Genomic DNA, 23041 nt, shown 5'->3' on the forward strand with positions numbered 1-23041 from the left:
TTGGGGCGGCTTCGCCACCCAACGCGGGGCAAGCCCGCTCACTACAAAGGCCGTTTAGCCCAATCGAATATTCAAGCTCTGCGCATCACCCGTGCGCGCGGCACTGATCAGCTGCTGCTTGGCGCTGACACTCAGTGGGTTCAACCAGCTCACCACCGTATGACTGCGACCCAGACGCAATGCTTCGCAGGTCAACTGCTGGGCACTTTGTGCGCCGCGCGGTTGCAGTAGCAGGATGCGCTCGCGGTTGAGACCGGCATCCCGCAGCCAGGCCTGGGTCAGGCTGGCGGGTGGGGCGATCAGTGTCAGCCATCGTGCGTCCTGCTCTTCGCTCAGATCACGCAGGATCGGCGCCAACAGGCTCAGGCAACTCCCCGCTGCACCGCGCAACGACAATTCACTGAACGCCTCAGGTTCGGCGCCCCAGGGCGCCTCGACCGTTTCCTTGAGGATAGGCGCAAGGGGTTGGGCCATAAAGGCCTCGAACAGCGACAGTTGTGTGTGTTGTGGGGTGTGGACGAGCTGCATGATGCCTCCTTTAGCGGCGAATGACGCCGACGCTCAAGCCTTCGATCACCAGGTCCTGATCTTTCAGGTTCACTTCAATCGGGGCGAAGTCAGGGTTCTCGGCCAGGAGCCAGACCTTGCTGCCTTCGCGCTTGAAGCGTTTGACGGTGACTTCATCGCCGATACGGGCGACGACGATCTGGCCATTACGGGCTTCGCGGGTGGTGTGGACGGCCAGCAGGTCGCCATCGAAGATGCCCACGTCCTTCATGCTCATGCCATGGACCCGCAACAGGTAGTCGGCGCGAGGGTGGAAGAAGGTCGGGTTGATATTGCAGGATTCCTCGACGTGCTGCTGCGCCAGGATCGGCGCACCGGCGGCGACACGGCCGATGATCGGCAGGGTCGATTCGTCGGCCTTGGCTTCGAAGCCAGGGATGCGAATACCGCGCGAGGCACCGGGGGTCATCTCGATCGCGCCTTTGCGAGCGAGGGCCTTGAGGTGTTCTTCCGCGGCGTTGGGGGACTTGAATCCCAGTTCCAGCGCAATTTCCGCTCGTGTCGGCGGGTAGCCGTTGTCATCGAGGCAGCGCTTGATAAAAGCCAGAATCTCAGCTTGGCGTGGCGTCAGTTTTAGCATGTTGATCGCTCTGTCTTTTTATACAGTGACTGGGATTATATACAGTGAACTGCGCTTGGCAATCATCCTTTTTCGCCACTCCGCTGGACGGTCATCAGGCATGCTTCCCACAAGCCAGGGATAGCGCTGCCTACAGACCGGTATGGATGTGATTAAATAGCGATGAAATGTATGACTGCCCGGCCGGAAAGCGAACCCGCAGGCTTGACAAGACACACCCTGAAACGTATGTTTCAAACAAGTGTTTGTCAGGCGGAGTAGCCATGGCCCAGTCGGAAACCGTTGAACGCATTCTCGATGCTGCCGAGCAATTGTTCGCGGAAAAAGGATTTGCTGAAACTTCATTGCGGCTGATCACCAGCAAGGCTGGCGTCAACCTCGCCGCAGTGAACTACCATTTCGGCTCGAAAAAGGCCCTGATCCAGGCGGTGTTCTCGCGCTTCCTGGGGCCGTTCTGCGCGAGCCTCGACCGTGAACTCGAGCGTCGCCAGGCCAAGGCTGACCATAAGCCGACCCTGGAAGAACTGCTGGAAATCCTTGTTGAGCAAGCTCTGGTGGTTCAGCCTCGTAGTGGCAACGACCTGTCGATCTTCATGCGCTTGTTGGGCTTGGCGTTCAGCCAGAGCCAGGGTCACCTGCGCCGTTATCTCGAAGACATGTACGGCAAGGTATTTCGTCGCTATATGTTGCTGGTTAACGAGGCCGCTCCGCGTATTCCGCCGATCGAGCTGTTCTGGCGTGTGCACTTCATGCTCGGTGCCGCTGCGTTCAGCATGTCTGGGATCAAAGCGTTGCGGGCCATTGCCGAGACTGATTTCGGCGTCAACACCTCCATTGAGCAGGTCATGCGCCTGATGGTGCCGTTCCTGGCCGCCGGCATGCGCGCCGAAACCGGCGTGACCGACGCCGTCATGGCCGCCGCCCAATTGCGCCCACGCAGCAAGTCCGCGCCAGCACCCGCCAAGGTTTGACCGCGCCGGGTGGGCGCGGTCGCTTGCATCCGCTAAGCTAGCGGCCCATGCCGAATTCAGCTATTGACTCGCAACCCGTTGTGCTCACTGTGCCTGGTGAGGGCAACGGGTCGTGTGCGTTATTTAAGGAAGGTTTATGACTGCTGCCCTGCAAGGTTCTTTGATGGTCGACGTGGCCGGCACCTGGTTGACGGCCGAGGACCGCCACCTGCTGCGCCAGCCTGAAGTGGGCGGCCTGATCATTTTCGCGCGCAATATCGAGCATCCGCGCCAAGTGCGGGAATTGAGTGCAGCGATTCGCGCAGTGCGCCCGGACCTGCTGCTGGCCGTCGACCAGGAAGGCGGCCGCGTGCAGCGCCTGCGCCAGGGTTTCGTGCGCCTGCCGGCCATGCGCGCCTTGGCGGATAACCCCAACGCCGAATTCCTGGCCGAGCAGTGTGGCTGGATCATGGCGACTGAAGTGCTGGCCGTTGGCCTGGACCTGAGCTTCGCTCCAGTGCTGGACCTGGACTACCAACGCAGCGCCGTGGTCGGCACCCGTTCCTTCAAAGGCGACCCGGAGCGCGCCGCGGTGCTGGCCGGTGCCTTCATTCGCGGCATGAACAGCGCCGGCATGGCCGCCACCGGCAAGCACTTCCCCGGTCACGGTTGGGCTGAGGCCGATTCCCACGTCGCCATTCCCAATGATGAACGTAGCCTGGAACAGATTCGCGCCAATGACCTGGTACCTTTCGCACGCCTGGGCAAGCAACTCGCGGCGGTGATGCCCGCGCACGTGATTTATCCGCAAGTCGACGCCCAGCCAGCCGGGTTCTCGCGCCGCTGGTTGCAGGACATCCTGCGTGGCGAGTTGCAGTTCGATGGGGTGATTTTCAGCGATGACCTGTCCATGGCCGGTGCCCATGTGGTGGGCGACGCCGCCAGCCGTATCGAAGCGGCGCTGACGGCCGGTTGCGACATGGGCCTGGTGTGCAATGATCGCGCGGCGGCTGAGTTGGCGTTGACTGCCGCTCAGCGGATGAAGGTCACGCCATCGCCACGCATTGCGCGGATGCGTGGGCAGGCAATTGCTTCGACGGAATACAAGCAGGATCCGCGTTGGCTGGCGGCGCTGACGGCGTTGCGGGATGCTCAACTGATTGGCTGAACACCGCGGCGCGGCCTTCGCGAGCAAGCCCGCTCCCACATTCGACCGAGTTCCAGCTTTGGAATGCAGTCAAGTGTGGGAGCGGGCTTGCTCGCGAAAGCGGTCTGACAGTCAGCGCTTTTCCTGTTTGTTGGGCAACGGCGCAAACAACGCCTCGATATCCTCGTTGCCCAACTGCCAGTCCCCAGTAGTACGCCCATCCAGCACACCCGCCGCCAGGTCGGATTTTTCCTTCTGCAGGTGCTGGATTTTCTCTTCCACCGTGCCCCTGGCGATCATCTTGTAGACGAACACCGGCTTCTCCTGACCGATGCGATAGGCGCGGTCGGTGGCCTGGTTTTCCGTGGCCGGGTTCCACCAAGGGTCGTAATGGATCACCGTGTCGGCTTCGGTCAGGTTCAGGCCCACACCGCCGGCTTTCAGGCTGATCAGAAAAATCTGTAGCTTACCGCTCTGGAAGTCCTTCACCGGCGTGCGCCGATCCCGGGTCTGGCCGGTGAGCAGTGCGTAGGCCACGCCACGTTTTTTCAGCTCGACTTCGATCAGGCTCAACATTGAGGTGAACTGCGAAAACAGCAGGATCCGCCGACCTTCCTCAAACAGTTCCTCAAGCATCTCCATCAAGCTATCCAGCTTGCCGGAGCTGCTGCCACGGGCGGGCAGGGTCGCGTCGTTGACCAGCCGTAAGTCGCAACACACTTGGCGCAACTTCAGCAGCGCCTCAAGGATGATGATCTGGCTGCGCGCCACACCTTTGCGGGTGATCTCGTCGCGGACTTTCTTGTCCATGGCCAGGCGCATGGTTTCGTACACGTCGCGCTGGGCTTCATTGAGGTCGACCCAGTGGATGATCTCGGTCTTGGGGGGCAATTCTGTCGCCACCTGCTCCTTGGTGCGGCGCAGCAGGAAAGGTTTGATCCGACCGTTGAGGTGCTGCAATCGTACATCGCTGGCGCGCTTTTCGATGGGCACGCGGTAATCACGGTTGAAGCTTTTTACATCACCGAGCCAGCCGGGCAGCAGAAAGTGGAACAATGACCACAGTTCACCCAGGTGATTTTCCAGCGGCGTACCACTCAGGCACAGGCGCTGGCGTGCGTTCAGCTCGCGCGCCGCCTGGGCCGCCTTACTGGACGGGTTCTTGATGTACTGGGCTTCATCGAGGATCAGCACATGCAAGGGCAGGGCGGCGAGTTGTTCGATGTCCTTGGGCAGCAGCGCATAGGTGGTCAGCAGCAGGTCATAGTCCTGCAGGTTGGCGAAATGTTTCTTGCGCCCTGCGCCATACAGCGCCAACACCTTGAGTTGCGGTGTGAAGTGCGCCGCCTCATCCAGCCAGTTGGGAATCAGGCTGGTGGGCATCACCACCATGCACGGCCGATCCAGGCGACCCGCGATTTTCTCAGTGAGAATATGCGCCAGGGTCTGTAGGGTTTTGCCCAGGCCCATGTCATCCGCGAGTATGCCGCCGACATCCAACTGACCCAGCGACTGCATCCAGCTCAGGCCTTCCAGTTGGTAAGGGCGCAAGGTCGCGTTCAGCCCTTCAGGCGCTACGCAGGTAAAGTCCTTGATATCCCGCAGGCGCTGGGCAAAGTTGCGGATTTTCTCGCCACCTTCCCATTGCAGCGGCAAGTCTTCCAGTGGGTTGAGCCGGATCGCATCGGCCTTGGCCATGCGCAGCGTGGTGGTGCCGGATTCCTGTAGGTAAAACTCACCGAGGGTCGCCAGTACGGGTTTCAATCGACCGTAGGGCAGCGCCACTTGTATCGGGCCATGGCCATTGGGCAGGCCGGGGATATTCACCAGGATCAGCTCATCATCGCGGCGCCGCGCCAGTTTCTCCGGGTTGAGGATCTCGGTGTGGGAGCGCATCAGGTTCAACAGGATCGGCAACAGGCTCAGTCGCTCGCCATTGACGATAATCCCCAGCTCCAGATCGAACCAATCACGCTCCGGACCTTCATCGACGGTGGCATACCAGTCATCGACGGCGCTGAGGTCGAAGCCGAAATCATCGTCGATCAGCAGTTCCCAGCCCTCGGCCCGAAGTGTCGGCGTGGCATTGAGCGTGAAGGTCAACCAGGCACTGTCATTGACCATCTCGAACAGCTCGCCGGCGCTTTCCGGCAGGGCCTTGCTCTGGCGCGTGGCGATCTTGAAGCCCAGCAGGCGCAGTTGTTCGCGATACGGTTGCTCAAGCTCCGGATGCCGCTTGATGCGCAGGCTCTGGGTGTCCTGGCGCACAATGATGTCGGCGTTTTTCTGCCCGCTGACATAGTTACCCAGGTAGTTGAACGACAGCGCCGCGCGGTGCTGGATATAGCGCTGCATCTTGCCGTTGCGCGGTTCAAAGGCGCTGAATTCGACGCTGGCCATCCACAGGCGCGGCACCGGCACCACGTCTTCCATCACCACTTGCGGCAGCACCGCACGGTTTTCCAGCACGGCCTGGAGTTTTTCCAGCAGCTCGGCGTCCTGTGCGGCGGCGGGGTAGGCCAGGGTTTCCTGGACCTTGAGCAATACCGCGGCAATGTGTTTGCAGTTGGTGTGCACCGGGCAGGTACAGCGGCTATCCACCAGGATCAAGGTGCCCTTGGCCGATTCACGCAGCGAGATGGTCTGGCGATACACGTTGCTGCCGGAGCCTTCGCAACTGGCGACGATGGTGCTGTCGCCGCACTCGACGATGCGCACCCGGTTTTCCAGGGCATAACGTCGCCCGCGCTCAAGGCTCTGCTCTTTAAAGCGATTGGCCCACGAAGGGGCCAGGGGTTTGGTCAGCGACGACGTGAGGGACATGGTGCTGGATCAGTCCTGGATGTCGGGCGGTGGCGCGCTGGGTGGCTTGGCAGTCAGCGAGGTGATCTTGATCAGCAGCGCCAGGTGGCCGCCATCCAGGTAGTTGAGTTGGTTGTTCTTGGTGCGCACGTCGGTCTGGCTCAGGTGCTCGCTGGCGATCACGCTGCCGTTGGCGTCGAACTGGTTGATCCAGAAGTTCGCATCGATATCGGTAAAGCGGCCCAGTTGCAGGCTCAATACGCCCTCGATCGGAAACTGGCCGAATTGCTCCGAACCGTCGGTGATCGCGACCTTGACCGGCTGCTCGCCCAGGTTCTGTTCCCACGCCTTATGCAGCAGCACCGTGTAGGTAGAGTCGGCACGCAGCTTATCGACAATGTTGGACAGGCGCGGCGGGCTCAGTCTGTCGCCCAGGCGCGCCGCTCCGGCATCCCAGTTTTCCGGGGCGGCGCGGCTGCTGATTACCGGTTCGGCGTTCTGGCGCACCAGGATCATTTCCACCTGGTACGGGCTGTCGGCGAACGCCGCAGGGGCCACGACCACCAACAACAGGCACAACATGCGGAACAGGCGCATTGGGGCGTCCTTCAAGCAGATTTCGGGATGAGGCGCTCGAACAACGCCTCCAAGGTATTAAAGCGTTCTTCGGCACGTTCCATCGGTACCATGAACTTGAACAGCGTAGCCCCTTCGAACTTGTAGCGGTTGGGCTGGCCCTGGATCAGCTTGATCAGCACCAGGGGGTCCACCGGTGTCTGCGCTTCGAATTCGATGCGTCCGCCCTGCGGTCCGGCGTCGACCTTCTTGATTCCAAGCTGCTCGGCCTGCAATTTGAGCAAGGTCAGGCGTACCAGGTTCTTGGTCGGTTCCGGCAACAGGCCGAAGCGGTCGATCATCTCGACCTGCAGGTCTTTAAGGCCTTCTTCATCGGTGGCCGAGGCGATGCGCTTGTACAGGATCAGCCGTGCATGCACATCCGGCAGGTAATCTTCGGGAATCAACGCCGGCAAGCGCAGGTTGATCTCCGGGCCGCCGCCCAACGGTTGATCCAGATTCGGCTGCTCGCCCTTGCGGATGGCTTTCACCGCGCGCTCAAGCATCTCCATATACAGCGTGAAACCGACCGCCTGGATCTGCCCGCTCTGGCCGTCGCCCAGCAGTTCGCCGGCGCCGCGGATTTCCAGGTCGTTGGTGGCCAGCACAAAGCCCGCGCCCAGGTCCTGGGTGTTGGCGATCGCTTCCAGGCGCTTTTCCGCGTCGGAGGTGATCTGTTGGCGCGGCGGTGTCAGCAAATAGGCGTACGCCTGGTGGTGACTGCGCCCAACACGGCCACGCAGCTGGTGCAATTGCGCCAGGCCGAACTTGTCGGCGCGCTCGATGATGATGGTGTTGGCGCTCGGCACGTCGATGCCGGTCTCGATGATGGTCGAGGCGATCAGCACGTTAAAGCGCTTGTGGTAGAAGTCGCTCATCACCTGTTCGAGTTCGCGCTCGCGCATCTGCCCGTGGCCGATGGCGATACGCGCCTCCGGCACCAGCTCGGCGAGGTCGGCGGCGCATTTCTCGATGGTCTTTACGTCGTTGTGCAGGTAATACACCTGCCCGCCGCGCAGCAGTTCACGTAGCAGCGCTTCCTTGACCGTGCTTTTGTTCTGCTCCATCACGAAGGTGCGTACCGACAAACGTCGCGCCGGCGGCGTGGCGATGATCGACAGGTCGCGCATGCCCGACACCGCCATATTCAACGTACGCGGAATCGGCGTGGCGGTCAGGGTGAGGATGTCGACTTCGCTGCGCAGGGCCTTGAGCTGTTCCTTCTGACGCACACCAAAACGGTGTTCTTCGTCGATGATCACCAGGCCCAGGTTCTTGATCTTCACATCGTCCGACAGCAGCTTGTGGGTGCCGATCACGATGTCGATCTTGCCTTCAGCCAAATCGGCGATGGCCGCATTCACTTCCTTGGCCGACTTGAAGCGGCTCATCACTTCCACGGTCACCGGCCAGTCGGCAAAGCGGTCGCGGAAGCTGTTGTAGTGCTGTTGGGCGAGCAGGGTGGTGGGCACTAGGATGGCTACCTGGCGGCCGCCGTGCACGGCAATGAAGGCGGCGCGCATGGCCACTTCGGTCTTGCCGAAACCCACATCGCCACAGACCAGGCGGTCCATGGGCTTGGGCGCGAGCATGTCGGCGCGCACCGCTTCGATGGTGGTTTGCTGGTCCGGGGTTTCTTCGAAGGCGAAGCCGGCGCTGAAGGTGGCGTAGTCGGCTTTCGGGTCGGCAAACGCGTAACCTTCGCGCGCCGCGCGGCGGGCATAGATGTCGAGCAATTCGGCAGCGACGTCGCGCACCTGCTCGGCGGCCTTGCGCTTGGCTTTCTGCCAGGTCTCGGAGCCCAGGCGATGCAAGGGCGCCAGGGCGTCATCGCTGCCGGTGTAGCGCGCGATCAAATGCAGGCTGGCCACTGGCACATAGAGCTTGGCGCCCTCGGCGTATTCCATGGTGAGGAATTCGGCGGCCTGGTTGTCGATCTCCAGGGTCTGCAAGCCCAGGTAGCGGCCGACGCCGTGGTCGATGTGCACCACTGGCGCGCCTTCGCGCAGTTCGGTGAGGTTCTTGATCACCGCGTCGTTGTTGGCGTCTGCGCGTTTTTCGCGGCGGCGACGTTGCATCACGCGCTGACCGAACAACGGGCTCTCGGCGATCAATGCCAGGGCCGGATCATCCAGCAACAGGCCTTCGTCCAGCGGCGCGATGGTGATCGCCAGGCGTTCTTTGCTTTTGACGAAGTCCGGCCAGCTGTCGACGGTTTTCGGTCGCAGCTTCAGGCGTTCCAGCAGTTCCAGCAGCACTTCGCGACGGCCGGCGGATTCAGCGGTAAACAACACGCGGCCGGGGAAGTCGCCGAGGAAATTGGACAGCGCTTCCAGCGGTTGCGTGGCTTTTGCCTGGATTGCCAGATCCGGCAGTGTGCCCGCCGGGAAGCGTTCGCGGCCGACGCCGGTCTCCACATCCTGTTGGCTGGCGACCACGCGCGGCCAGCTTTTCAGGCGCGCAAAGCAGTCTTCCACCGGCAGGAACAGTTCGGCGGGCGGCAATAAAGGACGTGAAGGATCGACGCGGCGCTCTTCATAGCGGTTGCGCACGTCATTCCAGAAGTTTTCCGCGGCTTGTTCGATGCCTGGCAGCGAGAACACCTGGGTGTCCTGGGGCAGGTAATCAAAGAGGGTGGAGGTTTCGTCGAAAAACAACGGCAGGTAGTACTCGATACCGGCCGGTGTAATCCCGCTGCTCAGGTCCTGGAAGATCGGGCAGCGGCGGAAGTCCACGTCGAAGCGTTCACGGAAGCGCGCCTTGAAGCGCGTGACCGCGTCTTTCTGCAGCGGGAATTCCCGTGCGGGCAGCAGCTTGACCGATTCGACTTTATCGATGGAGCGTTGGTTTTCCGGATCGAAGGTACGCAGGGTCTCGATTTCGTCATCGAACAGGTCGATGCGATACGGCAATTTGCTGCCCATTGGGAACAGGTCGATCAGCGCACCGCGCACCGCGAACTCACCGTGTTCGTACACCGTGTCGACGCAGCGGTAGCCACTGGCTTCCAGGCGCGTGCGCATCTGCTCCACATCGAGCTTCTGGCCGATATCCAGCACCAGGCTGCTGCCCAGCAGGAACTTGGTCGGCGCCAGGCGATGCAAGGCCGTGGTGATCGGCACCACCAGCACGCCATGGGCCAGTTCCGGCAAGCGGTACAGGCTGGCGATGCGCTGGGAGATGATGTCCTGGTGCGGCGAGAACAGGTCGTAGGGCAGGGTTTCCCAGTCGGGGAAATGCAGCACCGGCAAATCGGGGGCGAAGAAGCTCAGCTCCTGCTCCAGCCGTTCGGCGCTTTGGCTGTCGGCGGTGAGCAGCAGGGTAAAGCGCTTGGCTGCGCTGGCAGCCTCGGCGATGGCCAGGCTCAGGGCGGCACCGGGCAGGTTGCCCCAGTGCTGTTTGCCTGCCGCAGCAGGGAGTAGCGGTAGACGCAGGACGGGCACGGAAGGTTGAGCTCCAAGCGTTGCGACAAAGTCGGTAATTGTAACGGTGCGGGGCGCCGTCTGTCAGTTGCTGACTGAGCCTATTACGGTTTGTAGGAAATGTAGTGGCTAAGACAAACAATGGCGGGTTTTGACTCAATATGTAGTGCCAAAATGTACGCGTTTTTCGGAGAGTTACGGACAAGTTGTTCCGCACCTGCCATTAGTGGCCTTCTGGAACCCGCGTATTTACTGGGCTGTAGCGGGGTGTCAATTTTTCGCAAGGACTTTTTGTTGCCGGACGCGCATTGCTCCGGGGGCGGTCGGGCGGCATAATGTAGCCCCTTTTTTCAGCCCCTACATGTGGAAGGTTCCCGTGACTCAGAAGCCCGACCAGTGTCTTGGTGAATGGATCGACCGTGAAGCACTCGCAGAAGCGATGATCCCGCTTATCGGTCAGCTGTACCGCAATAACAATGTGGTGAGCTCGATCTATGGCCGCAGCCTGATCAACCAGTCCGTCATCGCGATTCTCAAAGCCCACCGCTTTGCGCGTCACCGTTCCGCCGACGACAGCGAACTCTCCGTCCACGAAACATTCCCACTGCTTAAAGCCATGAGCGAGCTCAAGCTCGGCGCGGCCTCGGTAGACCTGGGCAAGCTGGCCTACAAGTTCCGCAAGGAAGGCGCCGGCCGCAGCGCCGAGCAGTTCGTGCGTGAAGAAATGGCCGATGTGGTTGGCCAGCAAAACGCCGCTGCCCGCAAAGGCACCGACGTAGTGCTGTACGGCTTCGGTCGTATCGGCCGCCTGCTGGCACGCATCTTGATCGAAAAAACCGGTGGCGGCGACGGCCTGCGCCTGCGTGCCATCGTGGTGCGCAAAGGCGCCGAGAACGACCTGACCAAGCGTGCCAGCCTGCTGCGCCGCGATTCGGTACACGGTCCGTTCAACGGCACCATCGTCATCGACGAAGAAAACAACACCATCACCGCCAACGGTAACCTGATCCAGGTGATCTACGCGAAGAACCCGTCCGAGGTGGATTACACCCAGTACGGCATCAAGGACGCCCTGCTGGTGGACAACACCGGCGTATGGCGTGACGCCGAAGGCCTGGGCCAGCACCTGGCCTGCCCGGGTGTGGATCGCGTTGTCTTGACCGCGCCTGGCAAAGGCAAGCTGAAGAACATCGTTCACGGCATCAACCACAGCGAAATCACCGCTGACGACAAGATCGTGTCCGCCGCTTCCTGCACCACCAACGCCATCGTGCCGGTGCTGAAGGCTGTCAATGACAAGTTCGGCATCGTCAACGGCCACGTCGAAACCGTTCACTCGTACACCAACGACCAGAACCTGATCGACAACTTCCACAAGGGCGATCGCCGTGGCCGTAGCGCCGCGTTGAACATGGTGATCACTGAGACCGGTGCTGCCACCGCTGCTGCCAAGGCCCTGCCTGAGCTGGCCGGCAAGCTGACCGGTAACGCGATCCGCGTGCCGACGCCAAACGTGTCGATGGCCATTCTCAACCTGAACCTTGAGAAAGCCGCCACCCGTGAAGAGATGAACGAGTACCTGCGCTACATGGCGCTGCACTCCGATCTGCATAAGCAAATCGACTTCGTGAACTCGCAGGAAGTGGTCTCCACCGACTTCGTGGGCTCGCGCCACGCCGGTGTGGTGGACGCGGAAGCGACCATTACCCAGGACAACCGCGTTGTCCTGTACGTGTGGTACGACAACGAGTTCGGCTACAGCTGCCAGGTGGTTCGCGTGATGGAAGATATGGCTGGGGTCAACCCGCCTGCGTTTCCGCGCTAAGTATCAGCAGTAAATGAAAAAGCCCCGACTGGTTCGGGGCTTTTTTATGGTTGTGAGGGCCTCTTCGCGAGCAAGCCCGCTCCCACATTCGACCGGGTGTCTTCAGGGCGCGCGCGGTTAAATGTGGGAGCGGGCTTGCTCGCGAAGGCGGTCGTTCAGCCAGCGCAAATCTTCAATTGAGCAACTGGGTGCGCAAGCGTTCGGACAGCCCATTGGGCGCCAGCCAGAGGCTCAGGTAGGTCCTGGCAAGCTCATCGTCGCGACTGCTGAACACCACCTGCCCATTGATCTCCAGGTTCAATCCACGTCCCGGACGAAAGTCCAGGGCATACCGATCACCGCTGCGGATATCGCGAAAGCTGGCGTGCAGTTTGTCTATTTCGGGTTTGAGGCGGGCGTTGGTCTGCTGGCGCTCCAGCGTGGCAGTGGCGGCTTTGATCACATCATTGCGGTCGATGTCACGGAAGTAATACAGCGTCAGGCGCAGCGCTTTTTGTTGCGCCCAGGCCTGCTTGGCGCTCACGTCGGACGGGGTATACAGCGCAGCCGCGTAAACATCCGCCCAGAGATAGGTGAGCACCGCCTGGTTTTTCAAGGTCAATTGCTGGGACTGCGCCGGAAAGTCGGCTTGCTTTCGCCGATCCGCCTCATTGGCCTGCACCGTGATCGACAGCATCAGTAATAAACAGAAAGCGACATGTCGCATAATGGCAAGTCCTGCAAAGGGGCTTGCTGGCAGTGTAATTGCAATTTCCTGATGGTGTAGTAAAGGCAAGACTGGCCTACGACGCGACCAAGGGTTAATGTTCGCGGCGTTGAGCCTTATATAGACTGTGCCCCGGTTCACACACTTGAGCCGAATTGTCCTTCATGACCGCTGGCCGCGGCATGATTTAGCCCGGCGTCCAACCGTACGCCTGGCCTGTTCTGAGGAGTACGCATGGCTGTCTACAACTACGACGTGGTGGTACTGGGTTCCGGCCCGGCTGGAGAAGGTGCGGCGATGAACGCCGCCAAAGCTGGGCGCAAGGTGGCGATGGTCGATAGCCGTCGCCAGGTCGGCGGTAACTGCACCCACCTGGGCACCATCCCGTCCAAGGCCTTGCGTCACTCGGTGCGCCAGATCATGCAGTTCAACACCAACCCGATGTTCCGGGCCATTGGTGAGCCGCGCTGGTTCTCGTTCCCGGACGTGCTCAAGAGCGCCGAGAAAGTCATCTCCAAGCAAGTCGCCTCGCGTACCGGCTACTATGCCCGTAACCGCGTCGACCTGTTCTTCGGCACCGGCAGCTTTGCCGACGAGCAAACCATCGAAGTGGTCTGCCCCAACGGCGTGGTCGAGAAGCTGGTGGCCAAGCACATCATCATCGCCACCGGTTCGCGCCCGTATCGCCCGGCGGACATCGATTTCCACCACCCGCGTATCTACGATAGCGACACCATCCTGAGCCTGGGCCACACCCCGCGCAAACTGATCATCTACGGCGCTGGCGTGATCGGCTGTGAATACGCCTCGATCTTCAGTGGCCTGGGTGTGCTGGTGGAACTGGTGGACAACCGCGACCAGTTGCTGAGCTTCCTCGACTCGGAAATTTCCCAGGCGTTGAGCTACCACTTCAGCAACAACAACATCACCGTGCGCCACAACGAAGAGTACGAGCGCGTCGAAGGCCTGGATAACGGTGTGATCCTGCACCTCAAGTCCGGCAAGAAGATCAAGGCCGACGCCTTGCTGTGGTGCAACGGCCGTACCGGCAACACCGACAAGCTGGGCATGGAAAACATCGGGGTCAAGGTCAACAGCCGTGGCCAGATCGAAGTGGACGAGAACTACCGCACCTGCGTGGCGAACATCTACGGCGCCGGTGACGTGATCGGCTGGCCGAGCCTGGCCAGTGCGGCGCATGACCAGGGCCGCTCGGCCGCTGGCAGCATCGTCGACAATGGCAGCTGGCGCTACGTGAACGACGTGCCGACCGGGATCTACACGATTCCCGAGATCAGCTCGATCGGCAAGAACGAACACGAACTGACCAAGGCCAAAGTGCCTTACGAAGTGGGCAAGGCGTTCTTCAAGAGCATGGCGCGTGCGCAGATCGCGGGTGAGCCGCAAGGCATGCTGAAGATCCTGTTCCACCGTGAAACCCTGGAAGTCCTCGGCGTGCATTGCTTCGGCTATCAGGCCTCGGAGATCGTGCACATCGGCCAGGCGATCATGAACCAACCGGGTGAACTCAATACCCTGAAGTATTTCGTCAACACCACGTTCAACTACCCGACCATGGCAGAAGCCTATCGGGTAGCGGCCTACGACGGCCTCAACCGGCTTTTTTGAGCGGCTCCGGCCGGTGGCCTGAGCCGGCCGGGGAGACCGATTTCAGTAATTCCCGAGGGTGGCAGTGGCCAAACCGGGAAAGTCTGTAATCAGGCTATCTACGCCGAAGTCGGCGAGCCTGCGCATCAGTGCAGGTTCGTTGACGGTCCATACGGACACGTGCAAACCCTGGCGCTGGGCTTTTTCCAGACGCTCAGGGGTGCACAGCGTCCAGTTCAACGCCAGAATCTCACAGCCGTAATTCTGCGCGACCTTCAGCGGGTCGAGCCAGGCGTATTCGGCCACCAGACCGCGTGACAGGTCGGGAGTGAGTTCAACGGCGGCCTTCAGTACTTCCCGCGAACTTGAGGTCACGGTGACCTTGTCCATCAGCCCGAAACGCACGGCCATTTCACGAATCGCCAGCACGGTGGTGGCGGCGCGGGTGCGCGAGGCGCTTTTGACTTCCAGTTGCCAGTGATCGAAGTCGCACTTTTCGAACAGTTCTTCCAGACGCGGAATCGGGCACGGCTTGACCCAGCCCGGACCGCCTTTGCGTGCGTCCATCTTCACCAGGTCGGCCGCGGAATACTCGACGACTTTGCCGCGCCGGTCGGCGGTGCGCTTGAGGGTCGGGTCGTGGATGACCATCAGCTCGCCGTCCATGGACAGGTGCAAATCCAGTTCGCAGCGGCGTACACCGTGCTTGAGGCACTCCTGGAAGCTGGTCAGGGTGTTTTCCGGTGCTTCGCCTTTGGCACCGCGGTGGCCGTAGATCAAGGTCACAGTTGCTCCTTCGCGCCAGGATAGCTGGCGTAGTGAATACGAATTCAGATGTCGTCGTTTTGTTCCCGTGCCAGGCGCCGTTCCTGGGCCTGTTTCTGCAGGATGTAGCGCGCCAGCAGTTGGCGTTGGGCGTCGGTCATGGCTTCGAATTCCGTGCCGACATCAAAGCCTGCGCCTTTGGGGTCGCAATGGGTGACGCGCGCGCGCAGCAACAAGCCGAGCGCCTGGGGCATCAGCACCAGTTTCACCGCAAGGTGTGCGCCAGCCGGCAGGGGCGTGGGGTGTTGGAAGTCGATACCGCCTTCGGAAATGATCACCGGCTGCGGTGCGCCGACCTCATCCAGCAGGCCGCGCGCCATGATCTGGCTGAGCAGGTCCAGGCGTTTGTTCTGCACGCGAAGGAAGGCGGCGAGGGTGCGATCCTTCTCGCTGAGCTGGCGCAGCAGGTGCTGGGCTTCGAATTCGCTCAGGTGCAATTCACTGAGTAAATTGAACAGCGGAGAATCATCCAGCAACACTTCCTTGCTCGCCGCCTCGGGGGCAGACAGGCTTTTGATTTGAAGTGCGATCATGTCGTCGATACGGTAGTATTCGCGGCGTTCTTCTTCATCTAATGTCGACATGGCGAACCCCAGCTAGCGGTAATGGTCAGAGTGTAAAGCTGCTTACCAGACCCCGCCACCGGGACGTCTTCTTTTCCTCCGAACAAGCCCCGACATGTTCAGACCTCTCTTCGTATTTATTGGCACGCGTTATACCCGTGCAAAGCGTCGCAATCATTTTGTGTCGTTCATTTCCCTGACCTCGATGATCGGGCTCGCCTTGGGCGTGGTCGTGATGATCGTGGTGTTGTCGGTGATGAACGGCTTCGATCATGAGATGCGCACCCGCGTGCTGGGCATGGTGCCCCACGCGACCATCGAGGGCGATGCGCCCATCAGTGACTGGCAAAGCCTGGCCGACAAGGTCAAGCAGAACCCCAAGGTGCTGGCCGTCGCGCCATTCACTCAGATGCAGGGGTTGCTGACCCATGACGGCAAGGTGCAGAAGATCCTGCTCAATGCCATCGACCCGGTCCAGGAACGCAACGTCTCGATCATCGACAAGTTCATGCTGCAGGGCAAACTCGACGACCTGGCGCCCGGCAGCTTCGGCATTGTCATTGGCGACAAGGCGGCGGCCAAACTCGGCGTGAGCCTCGGCGACAAGCTGACCTTCGTCGCGCCGGAAGTCACCGTGACCCCGGCGGGCATGTTCCCGCGCATGAAGCGCTTTACCGTGGTCGGCACCTTCCACGTTGGCGCTGGCGAGATCGACGGCTACCTAGGCCTGACCAACCTCACCGACCTGGCGCGCCTGCATCGCTGGCAGCCGGACCAGGTGCAGGGCTTGCGCCTCAAGTTTGCCGACTTGTTCGATGCGCCGCGCGGCGCCTGGGAAATCGCCCAGCACCTGGGTGAAAGCCAGTACTACGCCCGCGACTGGACCCGTACCCACGGCAACCTGTACCAGGCCATCCGCATGGAAAAAGCCATGATCGGCCTGCTGTTGCTGCTGATCGTCGCTGTGGCGGCCTTCAACATCATCTCCACGCTGGTGATGGTGGTGAACGACAAGAAGGGCGATATCGCCATCCTGCGCACCCTCGGCGCCACGCCGGGGCAGATCATGGCGATCTTCATGGTGCAGGGCACCGTGATCGGCGTGGTCGGTACCCTGATCGGTACGGCCGTCGGCATTTTGGCCGCGCTGAACGTGAGCGCCGCCATCGCCGGCCTCGAAACCCTGATCGGCCACAAGTTTCTCAACGCCGACGTCTACTTCATCGATTACTTGCCGTCCCAGGTTCAGGCCCAGGACGTGTTGATGGTGGGCGGCGCTGCGTTGGTCCTGAGTTTCCTTGCCACCCTGTATCCAGCCTGGCGCGCGGCACGTACCCAGCCAGCACAGGCCTTACGTTATGAGTGAATCGGGCATGAGTGAAAAAGCAATCCTGAGCTGCCGCGACCTGGGCAAATCCTACGAGGAAGGCCCGGAGTCGGTGGTGGTGCTGTCCAACCTGCAACTTGAGCTGCACCCAGGCGAGCGCGTAGCGATCGTGGGCAGTTCCGGTTCTGGTAAAAGTACCTTGCTGAACCTGTTGGGCGGCCTTGATACGCCGTCCCAGGGCAGCGTGTGGTTGGCCGGTGAAGAACTGTCGGCCCTCGGTGAAAAGGCTCGCGGCCAGCTGCGCAACCGTTCGCTGGGCTTTGTGTATCAGTTCCACCACCTGTTGCCGGAGTTCACCGCCCTGGAAAACGTGTGCATGCCGCTGCTGATCGGCAAGACCGCGATCCCGGAAGCCCGCCAGCGTGCCAAAGCGCTGCTGGAGCGCGTTGGCCTCGGCCATCGCCTGGAGCACAAACCGGCCGAGTTGTCCGGCGGCGAGCGCCAGCGTGTGGCCATCGCTCGCGCCTTGGTGAACAACCCAGGGTTGGTGATGCTCGATGAGCCGACCGGCAACCTCGACTCCCACACCGCCCAGGGCATCAAGGACTTGATGCTGGAACTGAGCACCCAGATGCGCACCGCGTTCCTCGTCGTGACCCATGACATGAGCATGGCCCGCCAGATGGACCGTGTGTTGCACCTGCAGGAAGGTCATCTGGTCGCCATCTGACCCGTTTCAAGCCAGGCGCTTCAAGCGCCGGGCTTTTTCATTTTTTCAGGCGGTGCAAGCGAATGTTCAGACCGTTATCGATTTTCATCGGCACGCGCTATACCCGCGCCAAGCGCCGCAACCGTTTTGTCTCGTTTATCTCGATGACCTCGATGATCGGCCTTGCCCTGGGCGTGTTGGCGATGATTGTGGTGTTGTCGGTGATGAACGGCTTCCAGCGCGAAATGAGCTCGCGCATCCTCGGCATGGTGCCTCACGCGACCATCATCGGCGTGAATCCGATTAACGATTGGCAGCCGGTGGCCGCCGCCGCGATGAAGAATCCGGAAGTGACCGCCGCCGTACCTTTCACGCAAATGGACGGCATGTTCTCCTACAAAGGCGCGATGCAGCCGATTGAGATCAGCGGTATCGACCCGGCGCAGGAAGGCAAGGTGTCGATCGTGGCCCAGCATATCGTGCGCGGCAGTCTGGAAGACTTGAAGCCCGGCGAGTTTGGCGTGGTAGTCGGCGAAATCACGGCTCGGCGCTTCCGTCTGAATGTGGGCGACAAAGTGACCCTGATCGTGCCGGAAATCAGCACCGCGCCGGGCGGCATCACCCCGCGCATGCAGCGTTTGAACGTGGTGGGCATCTTCAAGGTCGGTGCTGAACTGGACGGCTCCATGGCCATGATCCACATGGCCGACGCCGCAGAGATCCAGCATTGGCAGCCGAACCAGGTACAAAGCGTGCGCCTGGCGGTGAAAGACCTGTACGCGGCCCCCAAGGTCTCATCGGACATCGCCGCCAGCCTGGGCGCAGCCTATAAGCCTGACGACTGGACCCACACCCAGGGCAGCCTGTTCAGCGCGATGAAGATGGAAAAGACCATGATCGGCCTGCTGTTGCTGATGATTGTCGCCGTGGCCGCGTTCAACATCATTGCCACCTTGATCATGGTGGTGAACGACAAGGGCGCGGACATTGCGATTTTGCGCACCATCGGCGCGACGCCACGGCAGATCATGGCGATCTTCATGGTGCAGGGCACGGTGATCGGTATCGTCGGTACATTGATCGGTGGCGTATTGGGCGTGATTGCCGCGCTGAACGTCAGTGAACTGGTGGGCTGGGTCGAGCGGGTTACCGGGCAGCATATCTTCAGTTCGGACGTGTACTTTGTCAGCAACCTGCCTTCGGAACTGCAGGGTGGGGATGTGCTGCTGATCTGCACGGCCGGGTTTGTGTTGAGCTTTCTGGCGACGCTGTATCCGGCGTATCGGGCGGCGAAGATTGAGCCGGCGCATGCCCTGAGATATTCGTAAACTTCAGACCGCTCCCACATTTTGATTTGTGAATACATTCAAATGTGGGAGCGGGCTTGCTCGCGAAGAAGTCGGCCCATCTTGCATCAAACTTCAGTCGGCAACTCAATCACAAACCTTGTCAATCCCCCCCCAGATTCACAATAAATCCTCCCGCCATGCGCCCGCACAATCGACTGGGTAATCGCCAGCCCCAGCCCCGCATGCTCACTGCTGCCTTCGTGGCGTGCCGGGTCCGCCCGGTAGAACCGATCAAACAACCTCGGCAGCAACTCCGCTGGAATGCCATCCCCGGTGTTCTCGACTGAAAGCCTCACGCTATCCTCGATTCGCACACGTACTTCGCCACCCGGAGGAGTAAACCGTAGTGCGTTATCCAACAGATTCGACAAGGCCCGGCGCAACATCCCACGATCACCCCTCGTACGGGCCGTGCCCTCGCGCACCAGGCTGATCTGCCCGTCCTCTGCCAGCAATGTAAAAAACTCCAGTAGCGCATCCACTTCATCCGCCAGCACCAAGGTTTCACGCTTGGGCATCAACAATCCGTGATCCGCCTTGGCCAGGTACAGCATGTCGTTGACCAACTGCGCCATCCATTGCAGTTCTTCCAGGTTGCTGTGCAGCGCCTCGCGGTAGTCTTCCAGCGGGCGCGGCTGGGTGAGGATGACCTGGGTCTGGGTCAGCAGGTTCGACAGCGGCGTGCGCAGTTCGTGGGCGATGTCGGCGGAAAACGCCGAAAGGCGCTGGAATGCGTCGTCGAGTCGGCCGAGCATGGCGTTGAAGGCTTGGGCCAGGTCCGCCAGTTCCGTGGGCATTTCCTGTTGAGGCAAACGTTGGGTCAAGGAGTGTGCCGACACACTGGCGGCCACTTCGCCCATGCGTCGAAGTGGCCGCAACCCGCTGCGCGCAGCCCAGGCGCCGAGCAGGGCGGTCGCCAGGGCCGATAGGCCGACAGTGAGCCAGATCAGGTGCTGCATGCGCTGCAAAAAGTGCTGATGGTGAGTAATGTCGAGCATCAAGCTCAGTTGCGGTGAGTCGGGTTGGCCTGCCCTCAACGGCGCGTTGTAGACCCGGTAGTCGGTGTCGGCGTTTTGCAGGCTGTGCAGCCCGGGTGACTCGGGCAAGGTCACGCTTGGCGCATCGTCCAGCCAGCGTTGGCCGACGGCGGTGATGCGCAGGGTAAGGTCGGGCTGGCGACTGAGTTCGGTGCGCAATTGCGCTTCACGCCGGGCGAAGGCCTCCGGCGAGTCGACACCTCGCAAGGTACTGCGCAGCGCCACCAGTTTGCTGTCGAGTTGCTGCTGGTCCAACTCAATGAAGTGCGCCTCGCTGGCGCGATTGAACAGCACCCCGGCGATCAGCGACACCACGGCGGTACAGGCGGCAAACAGCAGCGCCAGGCGGCTGGCCAGGGACAGGCGCTTGATCAATTGACCCGCTCCTCCAGCACATAACCCATGCCGCGTACTGTGTGGATCAGCTTGATGGGGAAGTTGTCGTCGACTTTCAGACGCAGGCGGCGGATCGCCACTTCGATGATGTTGGTGTCGCTGTCGAAGTTCATGTCCCACACCTGAGAAGCGATCAGCGATTTGGGCAGCACTTCGCCTTGGCGGCGCAGCAGCAGTTCCAGCAGGGAGAATTCCTTGGCGGTCAGGTCAATGCGTTGGCCGTCTCGCTCGACGCGGCGGCGGATCAGGTCCAGGCGCAGGTCGGCCAGTTGCAACGCGGTTTCCTGCGGTGTGCTGCTGCCACGGCGCAACAGGCTGCGCACGCGGGCGAGCAGTTCGGAAAAGGCGAAGGGCTTGACCAAGTAATCGTCGGCGCCCAGCTCCAGGCCGTGTACGCGGTCTTCCACGGCGTCGCGGGCGGTGAGGAACAGCACCGGAATGTCCTTGCCGGCGCTGCGTACGGCCTGGAGGATCTGCCAGCCATCACGGCCCGGCAGCATCACGTCGAGGATCAACAGGTCGTAGTCCCCGGTCAGCGCAAGGTGCTGGCCGCTGGTGCCATCGGCCACCAGTTCGGTGGTAAAACCCGCCTCGGCCAGGCCCTGGCGCAGGTAGTGGCCGGTTTTGGGTTGGTCTTCGACGATCAGCAGTTTCATGGGCAGCTCTTGGCAACGATGGACGACGGCTTTATACCTTGGGTGCCAGGGCAGGGGAGCAACCTGACAAAGTTGTAATCTAGCAGTCAGCTGGCTGGCAGCGGCGCAATCTTAGAGTGCTGCCCAAGCTGTTTATCTATTTTTGGAGAAGACCGATGGCGTTGCGTACACCCCTGTTGTTGGCGGGCTGCCTGTTGGCATTGAGTGTTGATGCGATGGCCGATGCCGCCCACACCTATGCCTTTGGCGAGGCGGCGCCGGCGAGCAAAGCCACGCGTACCGTGGAAGTAACGTTGCAGGACATTTCCTTTTCGCCCAAGTCCCTGGACGTGAAAGCCGGTGAGACCGTGCGCTTTGTACTGGTCAACAAAGGCCAGTTGCTCCACGAATTCAACCTGGGCGACGCTGCGATGCATGCCGAACACCAAAAGGAAATGTTGCAGATGCAGGCCAGTGGCATGTTGACGGCAACGGGCATGGGCAAGATGGATCATGCAGCCATGGGCCACGGTGCGATGAAACACGATGATCCCAATAGCGTACTGGTTGAGCCGGGCAAAACCGCCGAGCTGACCTGGACGTTCACTCAGGCAACGGGCCTGGAGTTTGCCTGCAACCTTCCGGGGCATTACCAGGCGGGCATGGTCGGCAAGCTCAACGTCGATTGATCCGCTGGCGCTTAGGCACGGGGGCAAAGGCTGGTAGAATGGCGCGGTTTATTTAGCCAGGTTTCCGCCATGCATCCCGCAGCCGAACATTCGCCGCTGGGCAAGTCCAGTGAATACATCTCCACCTACACACCTTCGTTGCTGTTCCCGATCCCGCGTGCCGCCAAGTGGGCCGAGCTGGGCCTGAGCGCCGAGACCCTGCCGTACAAGGGCGTGGACTTCTGGAACTGCTTTGAACTGTCCTGGCTGCTGCCGTCGGGCAAGCCGGTGGTGGCCATCGGTGAGTTCAGCATCCCGGCCGACTCGCCGAACATCATCGAGTCCAAGTCGTTCAAGCTGTACCTCAACTCGCTGAACCAGACCGCATTTGCCGATGCAGCCAGCCTGGAAACCACCTTGCGCACCGACCTCAGCGCTGCCGCCGGTGCGCCTGTGAGCGTGCGTATCCGCAGCCTGGCCGAGATCGAGGCCGAAGGCGTGATGGCGTTGCCGGGTGTATGCATCGATGATTTGGATATCAGCGTCAGCAACTACGAGCACCCGCGCCCGGAACTGCTGCGTTGCGATGACTCGCGCGTTGTCGAGGAGAGCGTGCACAGTCACCTGCTCAAATCCAATTGCCCGGTCACCAGCCAGCCGGACTGGGGCAGTGTGGTGGTGCAATACCGTGGTCACGCGTTGGATCACGCCAGCCTGCTGGAGTATATCGTGAGTTTTCGCCAGCACTCGGACTTCCATGAGCAGTGCGTAGAGCGCATCTTCCTGGACTTGCAGCGCTTGCTGAAGCCGGAAAAGTTGACGGTGTACGCGCGGTATGTGCGGCGGGGTGGGTTGGATATCAACCCGTATCGCAGTACTGAGGATGTGGCGTTCCAGAACGTGCGCCTGGCTCGTCAGTAACATTGAAAAGCCCCGCGATTGCGGGGCTTTTTGCTATCAGATCCCGATATTGCCCAAGGTGATCATGATATTGCGCAGGGTCCCGGAAATCACCGGGTGCTCGGCATCGAACTCGATGGCCGCTTGATTCACATCGTCGGAAATACTCGGTGTTTGAGTGGCCGGCTCCAGTTCGAGTTGTAATTCGAACTTGGCAATCAAGGCTTCCAGCGCTTCACGTTTTTCTTCCGACAGCGGCGGTTCCTGTTCCAACTGCCCGCGCAGGATTTCGACCTGTTCTTCCAGTTTTTTGCGATCAGGCATGACGTGTTTCCTTTTATCGATAGGCACTGGCATAGACCGCGGCACGCCGAGAAAGGTCTACGGGCTGACCTGTAGATTAATCCACT

Annotated in this window: 20 protein-coding genes; 9 read left to right on the forward strand and 11 right to left on the reverse strand. The window is 61.0% G+C overall.

The window, feature by feature from the left end; translation table 11 throughout:
- Positions 1-54: 54 nt before the first annotated feature.
- Positions 55-528 carry an SOS-induced cell division inhibitor SulA gene (gene sulA / locus HX823_RS22480; protein ID WP_028619419.1) on the reverse strand — a complete coding sequence of 158 codons (474 nt, stop codon included), beginning with the start codon at positions 526-528 and terminating at the stop codon, positions 55-57.
- A gap of 10 nt (positions 529-538) precedes the next feature.
- Entirely contained in the window at positions 539-1147 is a 609-nt protein-coding gene (gene lexA / locus HX823_RS22485) for a transcriptional repressor LexA (protein WP_038846805.1), read from the reverse strand.
- 263 nt (positions 1148-1410) lie between these two features.
- Between lexA and HX823_RS22490 the strand changes: the two genes are divergently transcribed.
- Positions 1411-2118: a TetR/AcrR family transcriptional regulator gene (locus HX823_RS22490; protein ID WP_177076776.1), complete on the forward strand. Its 708-nt coding sequence runs from the start codon at positions 1411-1413 to the stop codon at positions 2116-2118.
- Positions 2119-2254: 136 nt separating this feature from the next.
- Positions 2255-3265 (forward strand): beta-N-acetylhexosaminidase, encoded by a 1011-nt coding sequence (gene nagZ, locus HX823_RS22495; protein ID WP_177076778.1) that lies wholly within the window; start codon positions 2255-2257, stop codon positions 3263-3265.
- A gap of 111 nt (positions 3266-3376) precedes the next feature.
- Here nagZ and HX823_RS22500 read toward each other — a convergent pair whose 3' ends face one another.
- Genes HX823_RS22500 through mfd form a run of 3 tightly spaced genes read right to left on the reverse strand, consistent with a single transcriptional unit; the run spans position 3377 to position 10104 of the window.
- Entirely contained in the window at positions 3377-6067 is a 2691-nt protein-coding gene (locus tag HX823_RS22500) for a DEAD/DEAH box helicase (RefSeq protein WP_177076780.1), read from the reverse strand.
- A 9-nt stretch (positions 6068-6076) separates the two neighbouring features.
- The gene (locus HX823_RS22505; protein WP_038846800.1) at positions 6077-6643 is read right to left on the reverse strand and encodes a CsiV family protein; all 567 of its coding nucleotides are present in this window, start codon (positions 6641-6643) and stop codon (positions 6077-6079) included.
- A gap of 11 nt (positions 6644-6654) precedes the next feature.
- The gene (gene mfd, locus HX823_RS22510; protein WP_038846798.1) at positions 6655-10104 is read right to left on the reverse strand and encodes a transcription-repair coupling factor; all 3450 of its coding nucleotides are present in this window, start codon (positions 10102-10104) and stop codon (positions 6655-6657) included.
- Between the two features lie 340 nt (positions 10105-10444).
- Here mfd and HX823_RS22515 point away from each other — a divergent pair, with 340 nt between their 5' ends.
- Entirely contained in the window at positions 10445-11908 is a 1464-nt protein-coding gene (locus HX823_RS22515; RefSeq protein WP_033902571.1) for a glyceraldehyde-3-phosphate dehydrogenase, read from the forward strand.
- A gap of 172 nt (positions 11909-12080) precedes the next feature.
- Here the strand turns inward: HX823_RS22515 and HX823_RS22520 are convergent, their stop codons facing one another.
- Positions 12081-12614: a chalcone isomerase family protein gene (locus tag HX823_RS22520; protein WP_177076782.1), complete on the reverse strand. Its 534-nt coding sequence runs from the start codon at positions 12612-12614 to the stop codon at positions 12081-12083.
- Positions 12615-12848: 234 nt separating this feature from the next.
- Between HX823_RS22520 and sthA the strand changes: the two genes are divergently transcribed.
- Positions 12849-14243 carry a Si-specific NAD(P)(+) transhydrogenase gene (gene sthA, locus HX823_RS22525; RefSeq protein WP_016975273.1) on the forward strand — a complete coding sequence of 465 codons (1395 nt, stop codon included), beginning with the start codon at positions 12849-12851 and terminating at the stop codon, positions 14241-14243.
- Between the two features lie 42 nt (positions 14244-14285).
- Here sthA and HX823_RS22530 read toward each other — a convergent pair whose 3' ends face one another.
- Together HX823_RS22530 and HX823_RS22535 are read right to left on the reverse strand one after the other, a co-directional pair.
- On the reverse strand, positions 14286-15008 hold the full coding sequence (locus HX823_RS22530; RefSeq protein WP_016975274.1) for a glycerophosphodiester phosphodiesterase: 723 nt from the start codon (positions 15006-15008) through the stop codon (positions 14286-14288).
- Positions 15009-15052: 44 nt separating this feature from the next.
- A complete protein-coding gene (locus HX823_RS22535) occupies positions 15053-15631 on the reverse strand; it encodes a PilZ domain-containing protein (protein ID WP_016975275.1) in 579 nt (192 codons plus the stop codon).
- Positions 15632-15725: 94 nt separating this feature from the next.
- Between HX823_RS22535 and HX823_RS22540 the strand changes: the two genes are divergently transcribed.
- The 3 genes from HX823_RS22540 to HX823_RS22550 all read left to right on the forward strand — a co-directional run bounded on the left by HX823_RS22540 (position 15726) and on the right by HX823_RS22550 (position 18974).
- Complete coding sequence (locus HX823_RS22540; protein WP_177076784.1) at positions 15726-16976, forward strand: lipoprotein-releasing ABC transporter permease subunit; 1251 nt, start codon at positions 15726-15728, stop codon at positions 16974-16976.
- A 7-nt stretch (positions 16977-16983) separates the two neighbouring features.
- The gene (lolD, locus tag HX823_RS22545) at positions 16984-17667 is read left to right on the forward strand and encodes a lipoprotein-releasing ABC transporter ATP-binding protein LolD (protein WP_020372622.1); all 684 of its coding nucleotides are present in this window, start codon (positions 16984-16986) and stop codon (positions 17665-17667) included.
- 62 nt (positions 17668-17729) lie between these two features.
- Entirely contained in the window at positions 17730-18974 is a 1245-nt protein-coding gene (locus tag HX823_RS22550) for a lipoprotein-releasing ABC transporter permease subunit (RefSeq protein WP_177076786.1), read from the forward strand.
- A gap of 86 nt (positions 18975-19060) precedes the next feature.
- Here the strand turns inward: HX823_RS22550 and HX823_RS22555 are convergent, their stop codons facing one another.
- Positions 19061-20407 (reverse strand): heavy metal sensor histidine kinase, encoded by a 1347-nt coding sequence (locus HX823_RS22555; RefSeq protein ID WP_177076788.1) that lies wholly within the window; start codon positions 20405-20407, stop codon positions 19061-19063.
- Entirely contained in the window at positions 20404-21084 is a 681-nt protein-coding gene (locus tag HX823_RS22560) for a heavy metal response regulator transcription factor (RefSeq protein WP_177076790.1), read from the reverse strand. Before HX823_RS22560 ends, HX823_RS22555 begins: the two co-directional genes overlap by 4 nt.
- Before the next feature lie 155 nt (positions 21085-21239).
- Between HX823_RS22560 and HX823_RS22565 the strand changes: the two genes are divergently transcribed.
- Positions 21240-21752: a plastocyanin/azurin family copper-binding protein gene (locus HX823_RS22565; protein WP_177076791.1), complete on the forward strand. Its 513-nt coding sequence runs from the start codon at positions 21240-21242 to the stop codon at positions 21750-21752.
- A gap of 69 nt (positions 21753-21821) precedes the next feature.
- Positions 21822-22652: an NADPH-dependent 7-cyano-7-deazaguanine reductase QueF gene (queF, locus tag HX823_RS22570; RefSeq protein ID WP_038850359.1), complete on the forward strand. Its 831-nt coding sequence runs from the start codon at positions 21822-21824 to the stop codon at positions 22650-22652.
- A gap of 36 nt (positions 22653-22688) precedes the next feature.
- Here the strand turns inward: queF and HX823_RS22575 are convergent, their stop codons facing one another.
- Entirely contained in the window at positions 22689-22955 is a 267-nt protein-coding gene (locus tag HX823_RS22575) for a DUF4404 family protein (protein WP_005786202.1), read from the reverse strand.
- Positions 22956-23041: the final 86 nt, after the last annotated feature.

This window comes from Pseudomonas sp. P7759 (assembly GCF_013386445.1).
Lineage (GTDB): Bacteria > Pseudomonadota > Gammaproteobacteria > Pseudomonadales > Pseudomonadaceae > Aquipseudomonas > Aquipseudomonas azotoformans_A.

Excerpts from the sequence above, each read along its gene's own strand:
- HX823_RS22560 (WP_177076790.1), bottom strand. The coding sequence starts at position 21,084 with ATGAAACTGCTGATCGTCGAAGACCAACCCAAAACCGGCCACTACCTG.
- lolD (WP_020372622.1), top strand. The coding sequence starts at position 16,984 with ATGAGTGAAAAAGCAATCCTGAGCTGCCGCGACCTGGGCAAATCCTAC.
- HX823_RS22515 (WP_033902571.1), top strand. The coding sequence starts at position 10,445 with ATGTGGAAGGTTCCCGTGACTCAGAAGCCCGACCAGTGTCTTGGTGAA.
- HX823_RS22540 (WP_177076784.1), top strand. The coding sequence starts at position 15,726 with ATGTTCAGACCTCTCTTCGTATTTATTGGCACGCGTTATACCCGTGCA.
- nagZ (WP_177076778.1), top strand. The coding sequence starts at position 2,255 with ATGACTGCTGCCCTGCAAGGTTCTTTGATGGTCGACGTGGCCGGCACC.
- queF (WP_038850359.1), top strand. The coding sequence starts at position 21,822 with ATGCATCCCGCAGCCGAACATTCGCCGCTGGGCAAGTCCAGTGAATAC.
- HX823_RS22500 (WP_177076780.1), bottom strand. The coding sequence starts at position 6,067 with ATGTCCCTCACGTCGTCGCTGACCAAACCCCTGGCCCCTTCGTGGGCC.
- sulA (WP_028619419.1), bottom strand. The coding sequence starts at position 528 with ATGCAGCTCGTCCACACCCCACAACACACACAACTGTCGCTGTTCGAG.
- HX823_RS22535 (WP_016975275.1), bottom strand. The coding sequence starts at position 15,631 with ATGTCGACATTAGATGAAGAAGAACGCCGCGAATACTACCGTATCGAC.
- HX823_RS22565 (WP_177076791.1), top strand. The coding sequence starts at position 21,240 with ATGGCGTTGCGTACACCCCTGTTGTTGGCGGGCTGCCTGTTGGCATTG.
- HX823_RS22505 (WP_038846800.1), bottom strand. The coding sequence starts at position 6,643 with ATGCGCCTGTTCCGCATGTTGTGCCTGTTGTTGGTGGTCGTGGCCCCT.
- HX823_RS22520 (WP_177076782.1), bottom strand. The coding sequence starts at position 12,614 with ATGCGACATGTCGCTTTCTGTTTATTACTGATGCTGTCGATCACGGTG.
- sthA (WP_016975273.1), top strand. The coding sequence starts at position 12,849 with ATGGCTGTCTACAACTACGACGTGGTGGTACTGGGTTCCGGCCCGGCT.
- HX823_RS22550 (WP_177076786.1), top strand. The coding sequence starts at position 17,730 with ATGTTCAGACCGTTATCGATTTTCATCGGCACGCGCTATACCCGCGCC.
- lexA (WP_038846805.1), bottom strand. The coding sequence starts at position 1,147 with ATGCTAAAACTGACGCCACGCCAAGCTGAGATTCTGGCTTTTATCAAG.
- HX823_RS22490 (WP_177076776.1), top strand. The coding sequence starts at position 1,411 with ATGGCCCAGTCGGAAACCGTTGAACGCATTCTCGATGCTGCCGAGCAA.
- HX823_RS22575 (WP_005786202.1), bottom strand. The coding sequence starts at position 22,955 with ATGCCTGATCGCAAAAAACTGGAAGAACAGGTCGAAATCCTGCGCGGG.